Annotated in this window: 9 protein-coding genes; all 9 read left to right on the forward strand. The window is 39.4% G+C overall.

Annotated features, from left to right (window positions below):
- The first annotated feature begins 4 nt into the window (after positions 1–4).
- The 9 genes from ASE74_RS02400 (at position 5) to ASE74_RS02440 (ending at position 17,178) form a co-directional block, all read left to right on the forward strand.
- Positions 5–1,051: a DUF5007 domain-containing protein gene (locus ASE74_RS02400; RefSeq protein WP_082458617.1), complete on the forward strand. Its 1,047-nt coding sequence runs from the start codon at positions 5–7 to the stop codon at positions 1,049–1,051.
- A gap of 35 nt (positions 1,052–1,086) precedes the next feature.
- Positions 1,087–4,245: a SusC/RagA family TonB-linked outer membrane protein gene (locus ASE74_RS02405; RefSeq protein ID WP_157255323.1), complete on the forward strand. Its 3,159-nt coding sequence runs from the start codon at positions 1,087–1,089 to the stop codon at positions 4,243–4,245.
- Positions 4,246–4,256: 11 nt separating this feature from the next.
- On the forward strand, positions 4,257–5,798 hold the full coding sequence (locus ASE74_RS02410) for a RagB/SusD family nutrient uptake outer membrane protein (RefSeq protein WP_055903620.1): 1,542 nt from the start codon (positions 4,257–4,259) through the stop codon (positions 5,796–5,798).
- An 11-nt stretch (positions 5,799–5,809) separates the two neighbouring features.
- Positions 5,810–6,550 (forward strand): fasciclin domain-containing protein, encoded by a 741-nt coding sequence (locus ASE74_RS02415; RefSeq protein ID WP_055903622.1) that lies wholly within the window; start codon positions 5,810–5,812, stop codon positions 6,548–6,550.
- Positions 6,551–6,581: 31 nt separating this feature from the next.
- Positions 6,582–8,264 carry a DUF5008 domain-containing protein gene (locus tag ASE74_RS02420; RefSeq protein ID WP_055903624.1) on the forward strand — a complete coding sequence of 561 codons (1,683 nt, stop codon included), beginning with the start codon at positions 6,582–6,584 and terminating at the stop codon, positions 8,262–8,264.
- A gap of 27 nt (positions 8,265–8,291) precedes the next feature.
- Positions 8,292–10,025: a DUF4983 domain-containing protein gene (locus tag ASE74_RS02425; protein ID WP_055903626.1), complete on the forward strand. Its 1,734-nt coding sequence runs from the start codon at positions 8,292–8,294 to the stop codon at positions 10,023–10,025.
- Positions 10,026–10,042: 17 nt separating this feature from the next.
- Positions 10,043–12,001, forward strand: coding sequence for a M60 family metallopeptidase (locus ASE74_RS02430; RefSeq protein WP_055903628.1), 1,959 nt, complete (start codon positions 10,043–10,045; stop codon positions 11,999–12,001).
- A gap of 11 nt (positions 12,002–12,012) precedes the next feature.
- A complete protein-coding gene (locus tag ASE74_RS02435) occupies positions 12,013–13,713 on the forward strand; it encodes an alkaline phosphatase family protein (protein WP_162235782.1) in 1,701 nt (566 codons plus the stop codon).
- Positions 13,714–14,013: 300 nt separating this feature from the next.
- Complete coding sequence (locus ASE74_RS02440) at positions 14,014–17,178, forward strand: glycoside hydrolase family 2 TIM barrel-domain containing protein (RefSeq protein WP_055903632.1); 3,165 nt, start codon at positions 14,014–14,016, stop codon at positions 17,176–17,178.
- Positions 17,179–17,230 lie beyond the last annotated feature (52 nt).

Below are 17,230 nucleotides of genomic sequence, written 5' to 3' on the forward strand. Positions count from 1 at the left end.
CCTTATGAAGACGAAAACTAAAAATTACTTTCTTAGTGTAGCGCTCATGCTATCAGGTATGATGCTCTTATTGGCCGCATGTAAGAAAAATTTACCTGATAACAGATTATCCATTGCCAGTGATAGCCAATACACACAGTTTATATATCAGCCTACATTAGGCCGCAATACTTTATTTACGAACAATTTTACCTATGGCAACTCAAGTAGGCCACTAGATTTTAAAATTGTAAACATGCGCACCTTTGGCGGCGAGCCTGCGCCCGAACTTACCAGGTTGTACCCGGTAAAAGTTTGGAAAACAGCTTACGATGGTACTGAAAAGTCGCTGGCCGAAATTGAGGCAAAACGAGTGATCGAGAATCACGCGTTATTCGAAGTCCGCCCACACTCTGGTGAGTTTTTGATGTGGGCAGAGGCCAATTCCAATATGATTAAGGCGCAGCCAGATTCGGGTTATGTGTTCGATGTAGAAATGTCTAATACAGGAGGAAGAAAGTATTTTCAGAATTTTAGGTTAAGTCCACTGCGTGAGCGCCCTTACGAGCCATCGCCACTTGATCCGGTAACCGGGCAGGGAACATCTATTTCTGTTAGTCCTTCAGATTTGTTTATCACTGGTACCCGAACAAATCAATCTTTAACATCACGCGATGTACAGGTTGTGTTTAATAAACTGCCTAAAGGTTTACCTGGTTATTCGGGGCACAGCATCAGTTTTAAATTTATTGATACGCTTGCCCAGGTTATCGATCCAAATAAGTTTGCCTTAACCGATTGGGGCAATCTGGTACATGGTTTTAATATGGTAAAAGATGCCTCAAAAGTAAAATTCGATGTGGCTTATCCTGTTCCACTAACTGCATACCCTACTAAATTTACCACAAACGATGGTGGTGCAGCAAGGGTAGTTTTCAGGTTCGATAGGCAAGCATTTGGTGCTGTTTTACTTCACTGTTACCTGGCCTTAAATTTCAAAATCTATGAGGAGGGCGATTGGGAAATTATTTTCCAGTTTAAAACTGACAAACCAAAATTTGATAATGACTGATGGAACTAACTAAATCAAAACATAACATATTTCCAATGAAGTATTTTTACACGATAGTAATTTTATTGATTTTTGGTTTGCATAATCTCGCCTTGGCCCAACAGCAAATTGCGGTTACGGGTACGGTTTACGATGGCGAATCGAAAAGGAAGGAAACTTTACCTGGCGTAAGTATTCTAAGCAGTGGCAAGGTTTTAGGCCAAACTGATGGAGATGGACGTTTTAGGGTAACGGTAGCATCAAATGCAGAAATTTCCTTTAAATATTTAAGCTACATTTCACAAACCATAAAGGTAAATAACAGAACCATAATTAATATTACCTTACAGGGCGATAATGCCACCCTTAAAGAGGTAACGGTTACGGCTGGTTACCAAACCAAAACCAGAACTTTAAGTACCGGATCTACCGTTACCATATCGGGTAAAGATATTCAGGGGCAGCCTGCAAGTGATGTAATGTCGCTTTTACAAGGTAAAGTTGCCGGCCTAAATATCCAGAACAGTACAGGGGCACCTGGTTTCAGGGGTTCTATAACTTTACGTGGTATTTCTAACATTAATATATCAGGTTCAGGAAGTTCGAGTTTTTTAACGCCAACATCACCGTTATTTGTAATAGATGGGGTTCCTGTTGATGACAATACCAATTATTCGTACGGTTTCCAGCAGGCAGGGCCTGGTGTATCACCAATCTCGCAAATTCCACCAGAAGATATTGAAGACCTTACGGTACTAAAAGATGCGGCTGCAACAGCATTATACGGATCGAGAGGTGCTTATGGAGTAATTTTGGTTACTACTAAACGTGGTAATTCCAAAGTACCGGTGGTTCGTTATAATGGTGCCTCATTTTTTTCGATGGTGCCTCAATTGCGTAGCGTTATTGGTGGAAAGGGAGAAAGGCAGCTGCGGATCTGGCAGATTTTGCAAAACGACACTACATATAACCATGCTGTAGACCTGATAAATTCTTCACCGATTTTGTCTGACAGTTTGAATGCTTACTATAACAATTCTACCGACTGGCAATCTTATTTTTACCGCAATACCTTTAACCAAACACACAATGTGAGTATTTCTGGTGGTGATGTAGCTTTTAACTATAAGGTTGGTGTGGGTGCTTATGATGAAACAGGGATTCAGGAAAATACAGGCTATTCCAGGTATAACCTGAATATGAACATGCAGTATAACCCCACTCCTAAATTTAAATTGGTTGGGCAGCTGCAAAATTCCATACAAAAACAACAAACGGGTAGTGGCAATGGATTGCTAAACAGTGGCTTGGCTACTACAGGTTCGGCATCCAGTTTATTGCCTTCGCCTTCATTATTTTCATCACAAAGTGGTGTGTTGGCTCAGCTCCAAACCGATAATGACAATAAATCGTTACAGACTTTTGCAACCATCAATGCAGAGTATGAAGTTTTTAAGAATTTCAGGATTTCTACATTTTTAAACTATACCAATAGCACAGGTACTAAAGATAATTTTTCGCCGGCGGCATTAAATGGCAACCAATCGAAATATTACACTTATAACGATCGTGCAACCAAATTATATAACCGTAACCAGTTTTCATATGTGTACAGTTTAAAAGATGCTGCCGGTGAAGATGCCCATAATTTTAACTTGTTTGCCTTTACCGAAATTAACTCGAGCTTTTTTAAGGCTGATGCCATTTTAAACGAAAGAGGGGTTAACGATCAGTTAAGAGGGCCTTTAACCAATATGACCGATTACCTGACCTCGTTAGGTGGAACTATAGATTATACTGATGTGAGAAGCGTTGCTTTTGCAGGTGCGTTTTCTTATAACTACAGACAAAAATACGTACTCGACCTTAATTACCGTTTGGATGCCAATTCGGCCAATGGCGAAAATGCAAAGTACATTGCCAATCCATCAATCGCTTTAAAATGGAACTTTAACAAAGAAAAGTTTATGGAAAACATTAAATGGATTGATTATGCAGATATCCGTTTAAGTTATGGCTCAAACATTCAGCCCGTAGGCGGTATTTTTGATGGTTATGGTAAATATGTGGGTTGGAACCGCTATAACAATGCAAATTCTGTAATATTAGACCTTAACAGATTGCCAAATTTAGATTTACAGCCTACAAAAGCCACTACTTACAATGCGGGTGTTGATTTTAGTTTGTTTCAAAACCGTTTTTCTTTTGTTTTTGATACTTATTATAAGCAAAACGACAATATTTTTAAATACAAGGATATTTCGAGTACAAATTCATTTAGTAGCATTGCTTCCAATGAAATCAGTAACGTAAATTATGGTTGGGAGTTTCAAACAACTGCCCGTCCGCTAAGTCCTAACAGCCCTTTTAAATGGACAATCTCAGCAAATTTAGCCATCAACAGAGAAATTTTGGCACAATTGCCTGATGGTTTAAGAGATTACATTTATTATGATAAAGACTTACAACAAGATACTTATTACCGCCTGGGTATTAATTCGTTATCCAATTACCTGTACAATACAAAGGGGGTATATTCTACCAATTCACAGGTTCCTGTTGATCCGAATACCGGTTTGCCTTACCGCGTGGGTGGTAACGGCCGCCTGAATTATTTTAAAGCAGGAGATCCGATTTTTACCGATCTGGATGGTAATTATGTGCTTAATGGTAATGATAGGGTTATTGCAGGTAATTCACAGCCGCAAATTACCGGAGGTTTCACGTCATACCTGCAATGGAAAAACTGGAGTTTGGAGGTCAATACTTCCTTTACGCTGATCCGCGATATTATTAATAATCCATTGGGCAAACAGTTACAGAACTATACTGATTTTAATAAATTCGGCAGTTTAGTGCCGTTAGAACAGCTAAACTATTGGAGCACCGCTGGTGATAATGCCACTTATGCCAATCCGCTCGATTTTGTACGCGCACGTATTATCGATCCTTTTAGGTTAAATCAAACAGCATTTCAGGAAGATGGCTCTTATTTTAAGTTAAACTCGGTTAAAGTGTATTACATTTTTGATAAAAAATTCACCACCAAGTTCGGAATGAACAGGGTAAGTATTAATGCTACAGCAGCAAATCTTGGCTTTATTACCCGCTACACAGGTCCTAACCCCGAAAATGTAACCAGTTTGGGTAGAGATGATTCAGGGGGTTATCCTTCTCCACGCCAGTTTACATTAGGTTTAAACATTGAGTTTTAAAAATTAAACAGATGAAAAATACAAAATATATAATCCTGTTTGCCGCACTGGTATTTACCACGGTTGGTTGCAAAAAGTTTTTAAATGTAACGCCCATCGAAGCACAAAGTGGTAACAATTTTTGGAAAACACGCGAAGATGTAGAAGGATTTACAAACGGCATTTATGCAAGGCTAAAAGATAAAGTAGCAGGTACACCTACTTTTTTTAATGAGAACGATCGCGCATTTTTTCCTGCTTTGGAAATAAGGGGTAATAATATTGCTGGAATTAGTTTGGGCAATGATGGTACAGCCATTTTTAATTCGCTTACCAATAACAACATGAGAGCTATAGTTAACAGCAGTGGCAGGTTTAGCGATATGATGAAGAAAATTATGAGCTGGAAAGAGTGGTATGATGTTATTGCAGCAGCAAACATTTTATACTTTGAAGTAGATAAGGTGCCTTCATCGAGCTTACCGGATGCTGATAAAAAGAGATACAAGGCCGAGGCTGTATTCTTACGTAACCTCAGTTATATGTTTATCTGCAAGTTATTTGGTGATGCCGTTTATTATACAGAGGCTTATCACAGCACGCCATTGGGCAGAACCTCACAGGTAACCGTAATGAACAGGTGTATTGCAGATATGACTGCAGCAAAAGCCGATTTACCAACTGCTTACAACGATGCCACATCCAATGGTTTCAGGCCTACCAAGGCATCAGCAGTTGCGCTTTTAATGCATTTAAATATGTGGGCCGCCGCCTGGGATAACGGTGTAAAAACAAAATATTACGAAGCCGTAAAAACATTTGCCACCGAACTGGATACTTATAGCAATTACAAAATATTGCCTGTTACACCTGCAAATACCTTAAAAATTTTTAAAGGAAGAAGCAGTGAAAACCTGTTCAGTATTTTACAGGAGTTTAACTATGGAGAAGGCTTTTCGCTTACGGCAGGTTATTCTTATTATTTCTCCCACTTTCCGTACCAGGGCAACGTTACCAAAACATCAAGTTCGATGTATTATACGAGTAATTATATGCGCAAGCTTTATCCTCCGGGTTCTCCTGATGCACGTATAATCACCTGGTTCGAAAATTACGATTCACAATCAGGAACTTTCCAGTTTAAAAAATTCGCAAATACCTACACAACCGGTTCGGGTACTGCAATATCGGTAACAAGTGATGATAGCGCAATTATTTTCAGGTTGCCCGATTGCTATTTATTAACAGCCGAAGCCCTGGCCGAACTTGGTGATGAAAGTGGTGCCAAAGATTTTGCAAACAGGGTTACCATAGCCGCAAATGCCCCGCTCATTACTCAAAATGGCCAGGATTTAAAAGATGAAATTTACAGGGAAAGGTGCAGGGAACTGATTGGTGAAGGACAGTTCTATTTTGATCTGGTAAGAACAAAAAGAGTAATCAGCTCCGATTTTACAGGCTCGCCAATGTCGGTAGCCAACCTTAATGCTGGCGCATGGACATGGCCATTAACCATTACGGACGCCGAGCGGAGCGCAAACCCAAATTTAATTGGTAATAATTTTTGGAACTAATAGATATGATGATGAAAAATTATAAAAGAATGCTGTTTTCACTAATCTGTGTATTATCAGTTTTAACGGGCTGCAAAAAATACTATATGGAAACCGGGGTTCATGAGGCCAAGTATAACGGCAACATCATGCAATACATGGAAGAAAAGAAACCGTTTTTCGATTCTACCCTTACTGTAATCAAACTGGCTGGTTTGGCCGATGTAATTAGCAAAGAGAACATTACCTTTTTTGCGCCACCAAGTGGATCTATTTTTAAGTCGATCAGGCGCTTAAACATCGAATTAAGGGTAACTGGAAAAGATACCGTTTCACAGTTGTCGCAAATTAAACCAGAGGTATGGAAAAATATACTTTCGCAATACATTTTTAAAGGTGCCAACCGCTTAAAAGATTACCCACAGCGTGATACCCTATCATATCTCGCTTTCCCTGGTCAGGGTTACACTTCATATAGTGGGAGGATTATGAATGTAGGGGTGATTTTTAATGATGCAGTGGTACTGAGTGATAAAGGGGAAGTGCTATCACGAGTGGCTTATGCAGGTTACCGCCAGTTGTACCTGGCTTATATCCCTGATCTGTCTAACCCGCAGGTGTCATTGGTTAACATTCCAATTGCCACTTCCGATATACAGCCCACCAATGGTGTTTTACATGTATTAAATAAGTTTAAACATAATTTCGGCTTTAATACCAATGTTTTTATTGAGCAGGCGATATCCGCAGGCATTAATCCGCGAACACCATAGGTTTATTATTTCATCCGCAAATTGAATTAAAATGTTAACTCACATTAAATATAAAATTCAGCTGTTTTTGTTTGGAGCCATAGGCTTAACAACGGCTATTGTATCTTGCCAAAAAGAGAGGGGCCTTACTGAAGATCCCTATGCTGGCGGGAAAAAAACGCTTGATCTTACCTTCATTTCCAGAACAATTGATCCAGATGTGGTAAACCCTGGCGATGTTTTAAGCGTAAGGGTAAAAGGCCTGAGCAAATACATTAACGACTTTAAAGTATATGTAAATGAAATAGAAGCCGAAGTAATACCTGCATCTACAAATGACAGTACATTAACTTTCAAGGTGCCGATAACTGCCAGTACCGGCAGTATGTGGATTACCTCGCAGGGACAAAGTTTTTTCGGTCCGATTGTTAAAGTTGGTGGCAAAGTAAGTGTCGATCCCAATTGGAAAGTAATCAACGGTGCAACAAATAATACCAACGGTTTGGGCACCAGTGCTATATTTGATATTGAACCATTACCCGGGGGTAACTTTTTTCTGGGAGGTGGCTTTAATGATTTTGAATTAAAAGGAACCGAAAAATTACCGATTGGAGGAATAGCTCAAATTTTGGGCGACGGAGCGTATTCTACCAGCGGGGTTAGTTTTGGCAAAGGAGTTGGCGGTGCCGAAAAGTATATTTCCTCCATTACCCGCATCCCAACCGGAACGCAGGCGGGTAAATACATCATTGGCGGCAGTTTTACCAGTTTTAACTCAACGCGTACAAACCGGCAAACATTAAACAATGTGGCCAGGTTAAATACCAATGGATCTCTTGATAGTTTAATTCTCAGAGATGTAATAAATCCAAAACCTCAAGAAACTTATAAAAACGGCGATACCGTAAGTGCCTTTAATGCAGGTGTGGATGGTGCGGTTAGAAAAACATTTGTTTTTAACGAACAAGTTTATCTGATTGGCAACTTTAATAATTACAAACGCATGTATCTGCCAAATTCAAGCTTCGATGAGAAAGTTTACGACAATACACGGATGCGCCAAATGGTAAGGGTAAATATGGATGGTTCCATGGATTCTACCTTTCATTATAACAAATCTACCCGGCAAAGTGCTACAGGGGCTAACGGAATTATTTTTGATGCAATGATGCAAACGGATGGGAAACTGATCCTGGTGGGTAGTTTTAGTACCTTTAATGGGGTACAAGCCAATAGAATTGTAAGAATTAACCTTGACGGAAGTGTTGATAACAGTTTTAATGCAGGCTCTGGAGCAAATAGTGATATTGTTTCCATTCGATACAATGCAACCACCAATAAAATTGTGGTGGGCGGTTCATTTACAAGTTTTAATGGTAAAGCAGCCTCAGGCGTTAACCTGCTAAATGCCGATGGCTCTAACGTAACCACTTTTAACGGACAGCCAATAACAGGTGGCATCACAAATTTTGTTGGCCAGCTAAACAACGGAAAAATAATTGTAGCTGGCACTTTCAATAAGTATGGCGATTATTTGCGCCAGGGTTTTATGGTGTTGGAGGCTAACGGACAGCTGGCTGTAGGTTATAACAATACCGGAGGTTTCCAAGGGTTTATTTACGATATGATAGAAACCAGCATCACTAACGGTACGCAGGTAATTTTTGTGGGTAATATTCTACGTTTCAATGGTACGTTGCCACACAACCTGTTGCGCCTTAATTTTTCTAATTGATCAATACAGTTTCAAATATAATAAGAGATGAAAAAAGGATTTACAATAACCGCAACCTTAAAATATTTTGGCTTAGCCCTGGTATTTGGGCTATTCTTTATGGCCGCTGGTTGTAATAAGGATTTTGAAAATACACTGCCAAAAAACTTCCGGAACGATACCCTTGGTTTAGGGGCAGGAAAAAAGGTTTTATATATCGTTTTAGATGGTGTAACAGGTGCAGCAATTAAAACACTTGCACCTACAAACCTGGTGCAGATAAATACCAAAGCTACCTACACTTATGATGGCTTGGCTGATAACAAATATAATGTTATTACCAATGCATCAGCCTGGACAACAATGTTAACCGGTTACGATTATACCAAACACAATGTAACTACTGAAGATTTTTCGGGTTTAAACCTGCAAAGTACGCCAACAATATTTACCCGCATTAAAAGCGCTGTTAGCAACTCCAGGTCGGTATCAATAGCTTCAACTCCGGTTTTTAATGATAAACTAGCGGCAGATGCAACGGTAAAACAAACCGTAGCTGATGATGAGGCTGTTAAAACAGGAGTGGTTACAGAGTTAAGCACCAATAACCCATCTGTGGTGGTTGCCCAATTTCACAGTGCCGAAACTGCAGGTGCAGCAAATGGTTACACTGCAGGCACACCGGCTTATGCTGCTGCCATTAAAAATATCGATAACTACATTGGCGAAATTTTAGCTGCCTTAAAAGCGAGAAAGGGATATTCAGGAGAGAACTGGCTGGTTATTATTGCTTCTAATAAAGGTGGCGGCCCATCTGGCGGCACACCTGGATCAAATATTTTTAACGATGCTTCAAGGAATGCCTATATCGCTTTTTATAACCCAAGGTTTTTATCTACACAGATTACTCAGCCCGATCCAAGTAGCTATCCGTTTGTGGGTACTGCCCCGCGTTTTGTAGCCACTACCTCTTCAAACGTTACAGCCACACAAACCAGTACAACACTGGGTAATTTTGGTACTGCCGGTGACTATACCTTCATGTTTAAATTTAGAGATGATTACGGACAGGCAAATTACTATCCAATGTTTTTAGCAAAAAGAGGGCCTTTCGATTCTGTTACTTCCACAGGATGGGGCTTTTTATTTGGTGCAAATTCAGCTCAGTTAGATTGGGGCGGTTCTCCGCGACCTGGATTTGGCATCGATATCCGTGATGGCCGCTGGCATACCGTAGCCTTTACAATCAGTTTATTAAATGCGGTAAGAACCCTCACCTTATATGTTGATGGTTTAACGAGATATTCGGGCTCAATAAACGGAAAAAATATCGACAATAACATTCCGCTCAGGCTAGGAGGAAATGTTGGAACAGATGGAAATACCCAAACCAATATACTGATTAGAGATGTAGCCTTATTTAATGTGGCTTTATCTGCTAGCAATGTTACCGCAATTATGCGTACACAAATTAAGCCCAGTACTCCTTTTTTTAACAACCTGCTTGGGTTTTGGCCTGGAAACGAAACAAGCGGAACTGTAATGCTTGATCAATCTGGTAAAGGGAATAATTTTACTTATAGCAGTAATGTTGCATTTGCCAATTTTGAAGAAATTTCGCCCAATATTTCGCCTGATATTTCACCTGCAGCTTATACCGCTGTTCCTAACAGTGTTGATATTCCGTTACTTATTTACAACTGGTTAAATATCTCCGTTTCAAGCCAATGGGGCTTAGCAGGCAGAATTTATAGTCCTAGTGTGGCATTACCAACGAATTAACTTTAAATATTAATAAGATGAAATTTAATCAGTTAACAAAAATATTTGGCCTGTTTTTATTGCTTGCATTTACTGCCTGTAAGAAATACGGTTATGAGGTTCCCGATGGTTATCCGGATAACTCAGAAAATGTGGCCGACGGTACCATTGATACCAATATGAAATTGATCGATAAATCGATGTATGCAAAGGCAAGGGTATTCCCAGGGCTGGTAGATCAGTCAGAACCCAGGGTAAAAGATGCTCAGCTTACCTTAGACCTTAACTTTACCGATCAAACAGCACAAAACCTAAGAATCTCTGTTGCGCCATCGCCACAATATAGCACAGGTTATTATGCTGCACCGGGTGAGTTGATTAAAATTGTGGTACCGGCAGGCGTAGATGGCTTAAGCGTGCAAATAGGCGCACACACCGATAATCTTGCAGGTAAATCGCCATTGTTGCGTGATCCTGTAATTTACAACAGAAAGCAATTGGTTTCGGGTGTGAACTACATCCGTAACCTTTATGGCGGGCATATTTACATCCTGGCTACATTTGCCTATGCCAATCCGGTTACCTTTACCATTACAGGTGCAGTGGTATCGCCAGATTTTATTTTAGGCCAAACAACCGATGCAGAATGGGTTGCTAAAGTTAAGGCCTCGCAAGTTCCCTGGTTAGAGTTAAGGGCTAAAAGGGTTATCTTCACCATTCCTCGGGATAAGGTTATTGCCACATTTAATTCTAATGAGCCGTTTACCAATCCAACAGCCGTATTTACAAAATGGAATGATGTTTTTGATCTTGATTACAATGCCTGGATGGGCTTATCAGATAATGTTGCCGATATTAGAGATAGAAGTCCACAAAGCCAATGGCGTGGTATACTTGATATTCAGCTTAGCTTAGGCTATGGCCACTCTGGTTTTCCTTTTGTGGGTTTAAATGATTCGTATTGGTTTGCCAGTTTTACAAGTTTAAATTCAATTACTACAAGTTCGGGCCAGTGGGGTACCTATCACGAATTTGGACACAACTGCCAGCAAGGAAGCATCTGGAGCTGGAGTACACTTGGCGAAACCACAAACAACCTTTTCAGTTTTAAAGTAGCCAACAGGATTGGTGCAAATTACAACATTTTGCACCCTGCGGTATCAAGCGGTTATCCTAAAGCAATTGCCTATGCCAGCACTGCCGGTACCAAAAATTTTGATACGGACGCTGCCATAAATACGGTAGACGAAGCTCCGTTTATGAAAACATTGCCTTTTGTGCAGATTTTTGAGAAATACGGTTACGGTGCAATGACATATTTATACACGGAGGCCCGCCATGCTGAACGTTTAAACACCAACGACATTACCAAGCACAATTTTGTTTACGAAAAACTATCTGATTACACTAAAACAGATTTATCGCCATTTTTCGGTGCCTGGGGTATATTGATCAGCGATGCTGTTGTGGCGAAAGTAGCTGCAAAGTATCCAACTTTAAAAACCGCATTATGGACTTATAATCCTTTAAATAAAACAGGCGGAACAGCACCAATCACCTATGCCACTACCGTTGTTTCGGTAAGTTCAAGCCAATCTGGAGATGGAACAACAGCTGCCCTGGTTGATGGTGTAGTTTCGGCTGCATCTTACTGGCATTCTAACTATGGTACAGCAACAGCTACAAATACCATAGGCTATCCTATTAATATCGTTTTAGGTACCGGTTCGCTTCTTCCGATAGCTGTTAAAGGGGTAACTTTTGCTCAACGACAAAATAATAGTGGCGGTTTTGTAAAAGATGTAGAAATATTTACCAGTAACGATAACGTAAATTTTGTAAGTGTGGGTACAACAACCTTACCGCAAACAACTGCAGTTTATAACTTTAATTTCCCGGGTGGAAACGTTAGTGCAAAGTTTATCAAGGTGGTAATTAAAAGCGGCGTAAATCCTACATATGCCAACTTATCAGAATGTAACCTTATTAAACCTTAATGGCGCTTATTATGAAAACGAACAATAAAATAAATCATATCATCTTTTGGGCTTGCGCAATAAGCATATTAGGTTTTGCTGCTTGTAAAAAGTATGCCAATCCGCCAGCAGTTTACGAAGAATTGAAACCACAGGTAGGTGGACAGCGCAAAGTTTTAGTAATTAGTATTGACGGTGTTACCGGTAGCGAAATTAAAGCCATCGCGCCTCCAAAGATTTCGGAATTGCAAAAAACAGGGAAATTTTCTTTTGAAGTGATAAAAAGCGGAATAGGTAATGATGTTTCCTCATGGGTTACAATGGCCACTGGCGTAAGTTATGGTAAACATTCTATCGGTACTGATAACTTTGAACGCTTACGTGATCCAAATGGAGATGATCATGCAGAAATCAAATCGTATAGGAATGTATTCGACTATATTACCCAATATAAAGCCACAAAAACGGCAATTGTAACGCCTTGGACTAATCTTCGCAATTACCTCCGCAATGCAGACTTTTCGCCTGTGGTATCTTCCGATTTAGGGGTGAAAGATAGTGCGGTTAACATTTTAAATACACAAGCCAACGTTGGTGCGGTAATGATAAATTTCCGTGATGCAGAAACTGCCGGTGCCAATGGAGGATATATAGCCACTAATGATAATTATAAAAATGCGATTATAAAAACTGATGAATATGTTGGCAATATCATTACAGCCTTAAAAGCAAGGAAAAATTATGCCTCAGAAGATTGGTTGGTTATTGTTACCACTAACCATGGCGGAAGCAACACCAACCCGCAACCTGGTTTTTTAATTGCATCAAACCAAAAATTTAAGCAGGAAGAGGTTAAAAAGAGGGGATTTAACACTCCTTTGTTTAACAGTACAGGTATAGGTGCACAGGTGTTTAACGATAACGGCTTGTACGATGCAGGCGCAACTAAAGATTTTACCGTACAGATGCAGGCCAAATTTAATACTGAGAATTATTATGTTGGCTTCCTATCCAAAAGTACTATAATCAGTGGTAGCACACAAACAGGATGGATGTGGTTTCAAACCGACTCTAAAAAATGGAACGTTTCATTTGGTGGTGCAAATAATGGCTCTGGTATTGGTAGGCAAGAAGTTAACGCCGGAGGCATAGTGTTTGATGGCGCGTGGCATACCTTAACCATGACGGTTAAATATGTTAATGCCACAACCAGAACGGTTACACTTTATACCGATGGTACTCAAAATCAAACCATAAATATTAGCGCACATAAAAGCTTATCAACACCAGAGAAATTAACATTGGGCTATAAACAATTTTCAGGAGGAACAGGTTTAAGTTTTCAAGGGGCAGATCTTGCCTATTTTAATACAGCACTTGATGCAGCCACTGTAAAAGCAAACGTTGCCCTAAAAGATATCACCAAGCATCCCAATTACGCCAATTTGATTGGATATTGGCAAAATAATGAAGGAACTGACGCCTATTTGGGCAATAAAGCACCAGGTGGATACGATATGTCGTTATATGGCCCTTTTACCTGGAAAGCGATGGGAACAGATGCTCCACCATCAGTAACACCAGATGCCGATGCTTCCGGGAAATCTATCGCACTAACACCTGCAACAGTAAGTGCAAACATGCTTTATTGGATGAATATTAAAATTTTAGCGGATTTTGGTATTGATGGAAACCCTTTCCTAAACCAGTTTGAAATAGAATTTTTAAAATAGTAGTTAGTTTAGTTAGTGAAACCCTTGCCGCCACTTGGTGGTAAGGGGTTTTTTCTGTTATAGGATGATCAATATATACTCTAAATTAATTCTAGCCTATAAAACATAATTTCTTAACTTCTTAATGGTAAAACTGGATCTAAATATTCACTCATAACCAATAACTCAATATTCATTTCCTGTATTCAAACTAACAGCTCGGTAACATCTTTAAAACTCAAACGTTTGCGCAGAAACAATTTCATAATCATAAACTAATCATCAGTAATTTGGATGAACAAACAATTATTATCACACAAAATGAATAGAAAATTAGTCGTTTTATTTACTTTTTTAGGTTTTGCAGGGCAAATCAGCGCGCAAGATTTGCCATCCGAAACGCAAACTCCAGAAGTGGTTTCACTAAACCGTTTGCCCATGCGGGCATCAGCTTTTGCCTTCGAAAACCAGGAGCTCGCCGCCAAAAAAGCAAAAGAAAAATCAACATACTTTTTATCGTTAAATGGAACATGGAAGTTTAACTGGGTAAAAGATTCACGTAAAAGGCCAACAGATTTTTATAAAGTAGATTTCGACGATAAAAGCTGGGATAACTTTAAGGTACCCGCAAATTGGGAGCTGAATGGTTATGGAACACCAATTTATGTAAACCAACCCTATGAATTTGCGGGCAGACAGTTAACCGGAGCTAAAATGAACCCTCCATTCGATATTCCTGTTGATAACAACCCTGTAGGCTCTTACCGTAAGAAAATTAATATTCCAGCAAATTGGGATGGCAAACAGGTTTTCATCAGTTTGGGTGCAGTTAAATCGGCATTTTACATTTGGGTAAATGGAAAAAAAGTAGGCTATAGTGAAGATAGTAAACTTGCTGCAGAATTCGATATTACCAAATATGTTAAACCAGGCGAAAATACCATCGCTTTGCAGGTTTACAGGTGGAGTGATGGCAGTTATTTAGAGTGCCAGGATATGTGGCGCATTTCTGGTATCGAACGCGAAGTTTATTTGTATGCTACACCTAAGTTGGATATCCGCGATTTTAAAGTGGTAGGTGGATTAGATGCAAGCTACACCAATGGTTTGCTGAATGTAGATTTATCAGTTGAAAATTATAAAATAGATCAACGCACCAACCACAGTCGCCCCGATAGTTTTTATGTGGCACTCGATTTAATTGATGCCAAAGGAAATAACATTTGGAAAGATGCCACCACAATCCAAAAAGTATTGGGAAATTATAAAACAGACCTTTCTTTTAAAACACAGATCAATAATGTGAAAAACTGGTCGGCAGAAATTCCTTATTTATATACGCTTTACATCACTTTAAAAGATAAAAACAATAAAATAATCGAGGTAATTCCACAACGAGTAGGCTTCCGTTCTGTAGAAATTAAAGGAAGCGATTTATTGGTTAATGGTAAACGTGTATTTTTAAAAGGAGTAAACAGGCACGAGCACAATGCCACTCAAGGCCATACTTTAACCCATGCCGATATGGAAAAAGATATGGAAATGATGAAAAGACTAAATGTAAATGCCGTTCGCCATTCTCACTATCCACCCGATCCTTATTGGATGGAACTTTGCGATGAATATGGTTTATATGTAATTGATGAAGCAAATATCGAATCACATGGCCGTTATTACAGTTTAGAAACCTCATTCGCCAACGATAAACAATGGCGCATTCCTCATCTGGAGCGCATTACCAGGATGTACGAAAGAGATAAAAACCACGCATCCGTAATCACGTGGTCTTTAGGCAACGAAGCAGGTAATGGAGTTAACTTTTATGAGGCCTACCAATGGCTTAAAGGGAAAGATTTTCGCCCGGTACAATATGAAAGAGCAGAGAGCGATTTCAATACCGATATGATTGTACCGCAATATCCTTCGCCAAACTATCTTCCGCGCTACTCAAAACAGGATAAAGAAACCCGTCCGTTTATTATGAGCGAGTATGCCCATATTATGGGTAACAGTTTGGGTAATTTTAAAGAATATTGGGATGCCATAGAGAACAACCCTAAGCTGCAAGGTGGTTTTGTTTGGGAATGGATCGATCAATCTATCGATACCGTAAAAAATGGCAAGCGCATTATGGCTTATGGTGGTGATTTTCCGCTGAGTGGCCCTGTTGATGAGAACTTTAGCGATAACGATTTTTGCGTAAAAGGAGTGGTTACAGCATACCGTGGCATGACGCCGATGGCAGTAGAATTGAAAAAAGTACACCAATATATTAAAACTACTTTTAATGGTACCAACCAGATCAATGTAAATAATAGCTATTTTTTTAAAGATATTAGCAATGTACAGCTTAACTGGGAACTGGTAGAAGATGGGAAAGTAATTCAAACCGGTGTAGTGAGTAACCTGAATATCGGGCCACGCCAAACTCAAATGATACAAATTCCATTTAAAACGAATTACGCTATAGGAAAAGAATATTTCTTAAACGTTCATTACCGCTTAAAAACGGCTGAACCATTTTTAGAAAAAGGTTATGAAGTTGCTTACGATCAGATTGCTTTGGCAGGAGCACCAAAAGCCAATGTTTACAGCAGCAACAAAAAAGCTTTAAAGGTTGATCAAACAGCAGAAAAAGCCGTAGTAAAAGGAAGCGATTTTACAATCACGTTCGATTTAATTAAAGGTACATTACTTAGTTATATCTCCAAAGGACAAGAATTGCTGGCCTCAGGACCACAACCTGGCTTTTACCGTGCACCAACCGATAATGACATCGGTGCGGGTTTAAATACAAAATTACGGATGTGGAGCAATGTGTATCAGGATAATGATGCTGGCCATATCAAAGCTACTGTAAATTCAACTGCTGATGGTTTTACTTTAACCATAACATCATCTTTGCTTAAAGGAGATGCAGAAACTACACAGAAATTTGAAGTTTTTGGTGATGGTACCATCAAAGTTGATAACCAATTTAAAGCCATAACGGGCAATTATAAAAGTTTAATGCGTATCGGTAACGATTTGCAATTGAAAAATGATTACAGCAATATCCAATGGTATGGTAGAGGGCCGGGCGAAAATTATATTGATAGAAAAACGGCTTCTTTAATTGGCAATTATAAATCGACAGTTGCAGATCAGTATTTTGCATATGCCCGTCCGCAAGAAAGTGGCAATAAAACCGATGTGCGCTGGGTTGCTTTTACCAATAAAGCAGGTAAAGGTTTACGGTTCGAATTTGCCGATCAGTTGTTGAGTTTTAATGCCTTACCGTATTCTGTAGAGGATTTAGATCCGGAGGCGGAGAAAAAACAATATCACTCTGGCGAATTGGTAAAACGCAACCAGATCTATGTACACATGGATATGCAGCAATTGGGTGTTCAGGGGATTGATAGCTGGGGTTCTATGCCTTTAATTCAATACCAGATTCCTTTTAAAGATTACCATTACAGCTATTATATCAAGCCAATTAAGTAACATACCTAGTTCGTCATTCCCAACTCGATTAAGAATCTTAATGCTAAAGCTA

Origin of the sequence: Pedobacter sp. Leaf216 (assembly GCF_001421515.1) — a bacterium.
Taxonomy (GTDB): Bacteria; Bacteroidota; Bacteroidia; order Sphingobacteriales; family Sphingobacteriaceae; genus Pedobacter.

Excerpts from the sequence above, each read along its gene's own strand:
- ASE74_RS02400 (WP_082458617.1), top strand. The coding sequence starts at position 5 with ATGAAGACGAAAACTAAAAATTACTTTCTTAGTGTAGCGCTCATGCTA.
- ASE74_RS02405 (WP_157255323.1), top strand. The coding sequence starts at position 1,087 with ATGAAGTATTTTTACACGATAGTAATTTTATTGATTTTTGGTTTGCAT.
- ASE74_RS02410 (WP_055903620.1), top strand. The coding sequence starts at position 4,257 with ATGAAAAATACAAAATATATAATCCTGTTTGCCGCACTGGTATTTACC.
- ASE74_RS02415 (WP_055903622.1), top strand. The coding sequence starts at position 5,810 with ATGAAAAATTATAAAAGAATGCTGTTTTCACTAATCTGTGTATTATCA.
- ASE74_RS02420 (WP_055903624.1), top strand. The coding sequence starts at position 6,582 with ATGTTAACTCACATTAAATATAAAATTCAGCTGTTTTTGTTTGGAGCC.
- ASE74_RS02425 (WP_055903626.1), top strand. The coding sequence starts at position 8,292 with ATGAAAAAAGGATTTACAATAACCGCAACCTTAAAATATTTTGGCTTA.
- ASE74_RS02430 (WP_055903628.1), top strand. The coding sequence starts at position 10,043 with ATGAAATTTAATCAGTTAACAAAAATATTTGGCCTGTTTTTATTGCTT.
- ASE74_RS02435 (WP_162235782.1), top strand. The coding sequence starts at position 12,013 with ATGAAAACGAACAATAAAATAAATCATATCATCTTTTGGGCTTGCGCA.
- ASE74_RS02440 (WP_055903632.1), top strand. The coding sequence starts at position 14,014 with ATGAATAGAAAATTAGTCGTTTTATTTACTTTTTTAGGTTTTGCAGGG.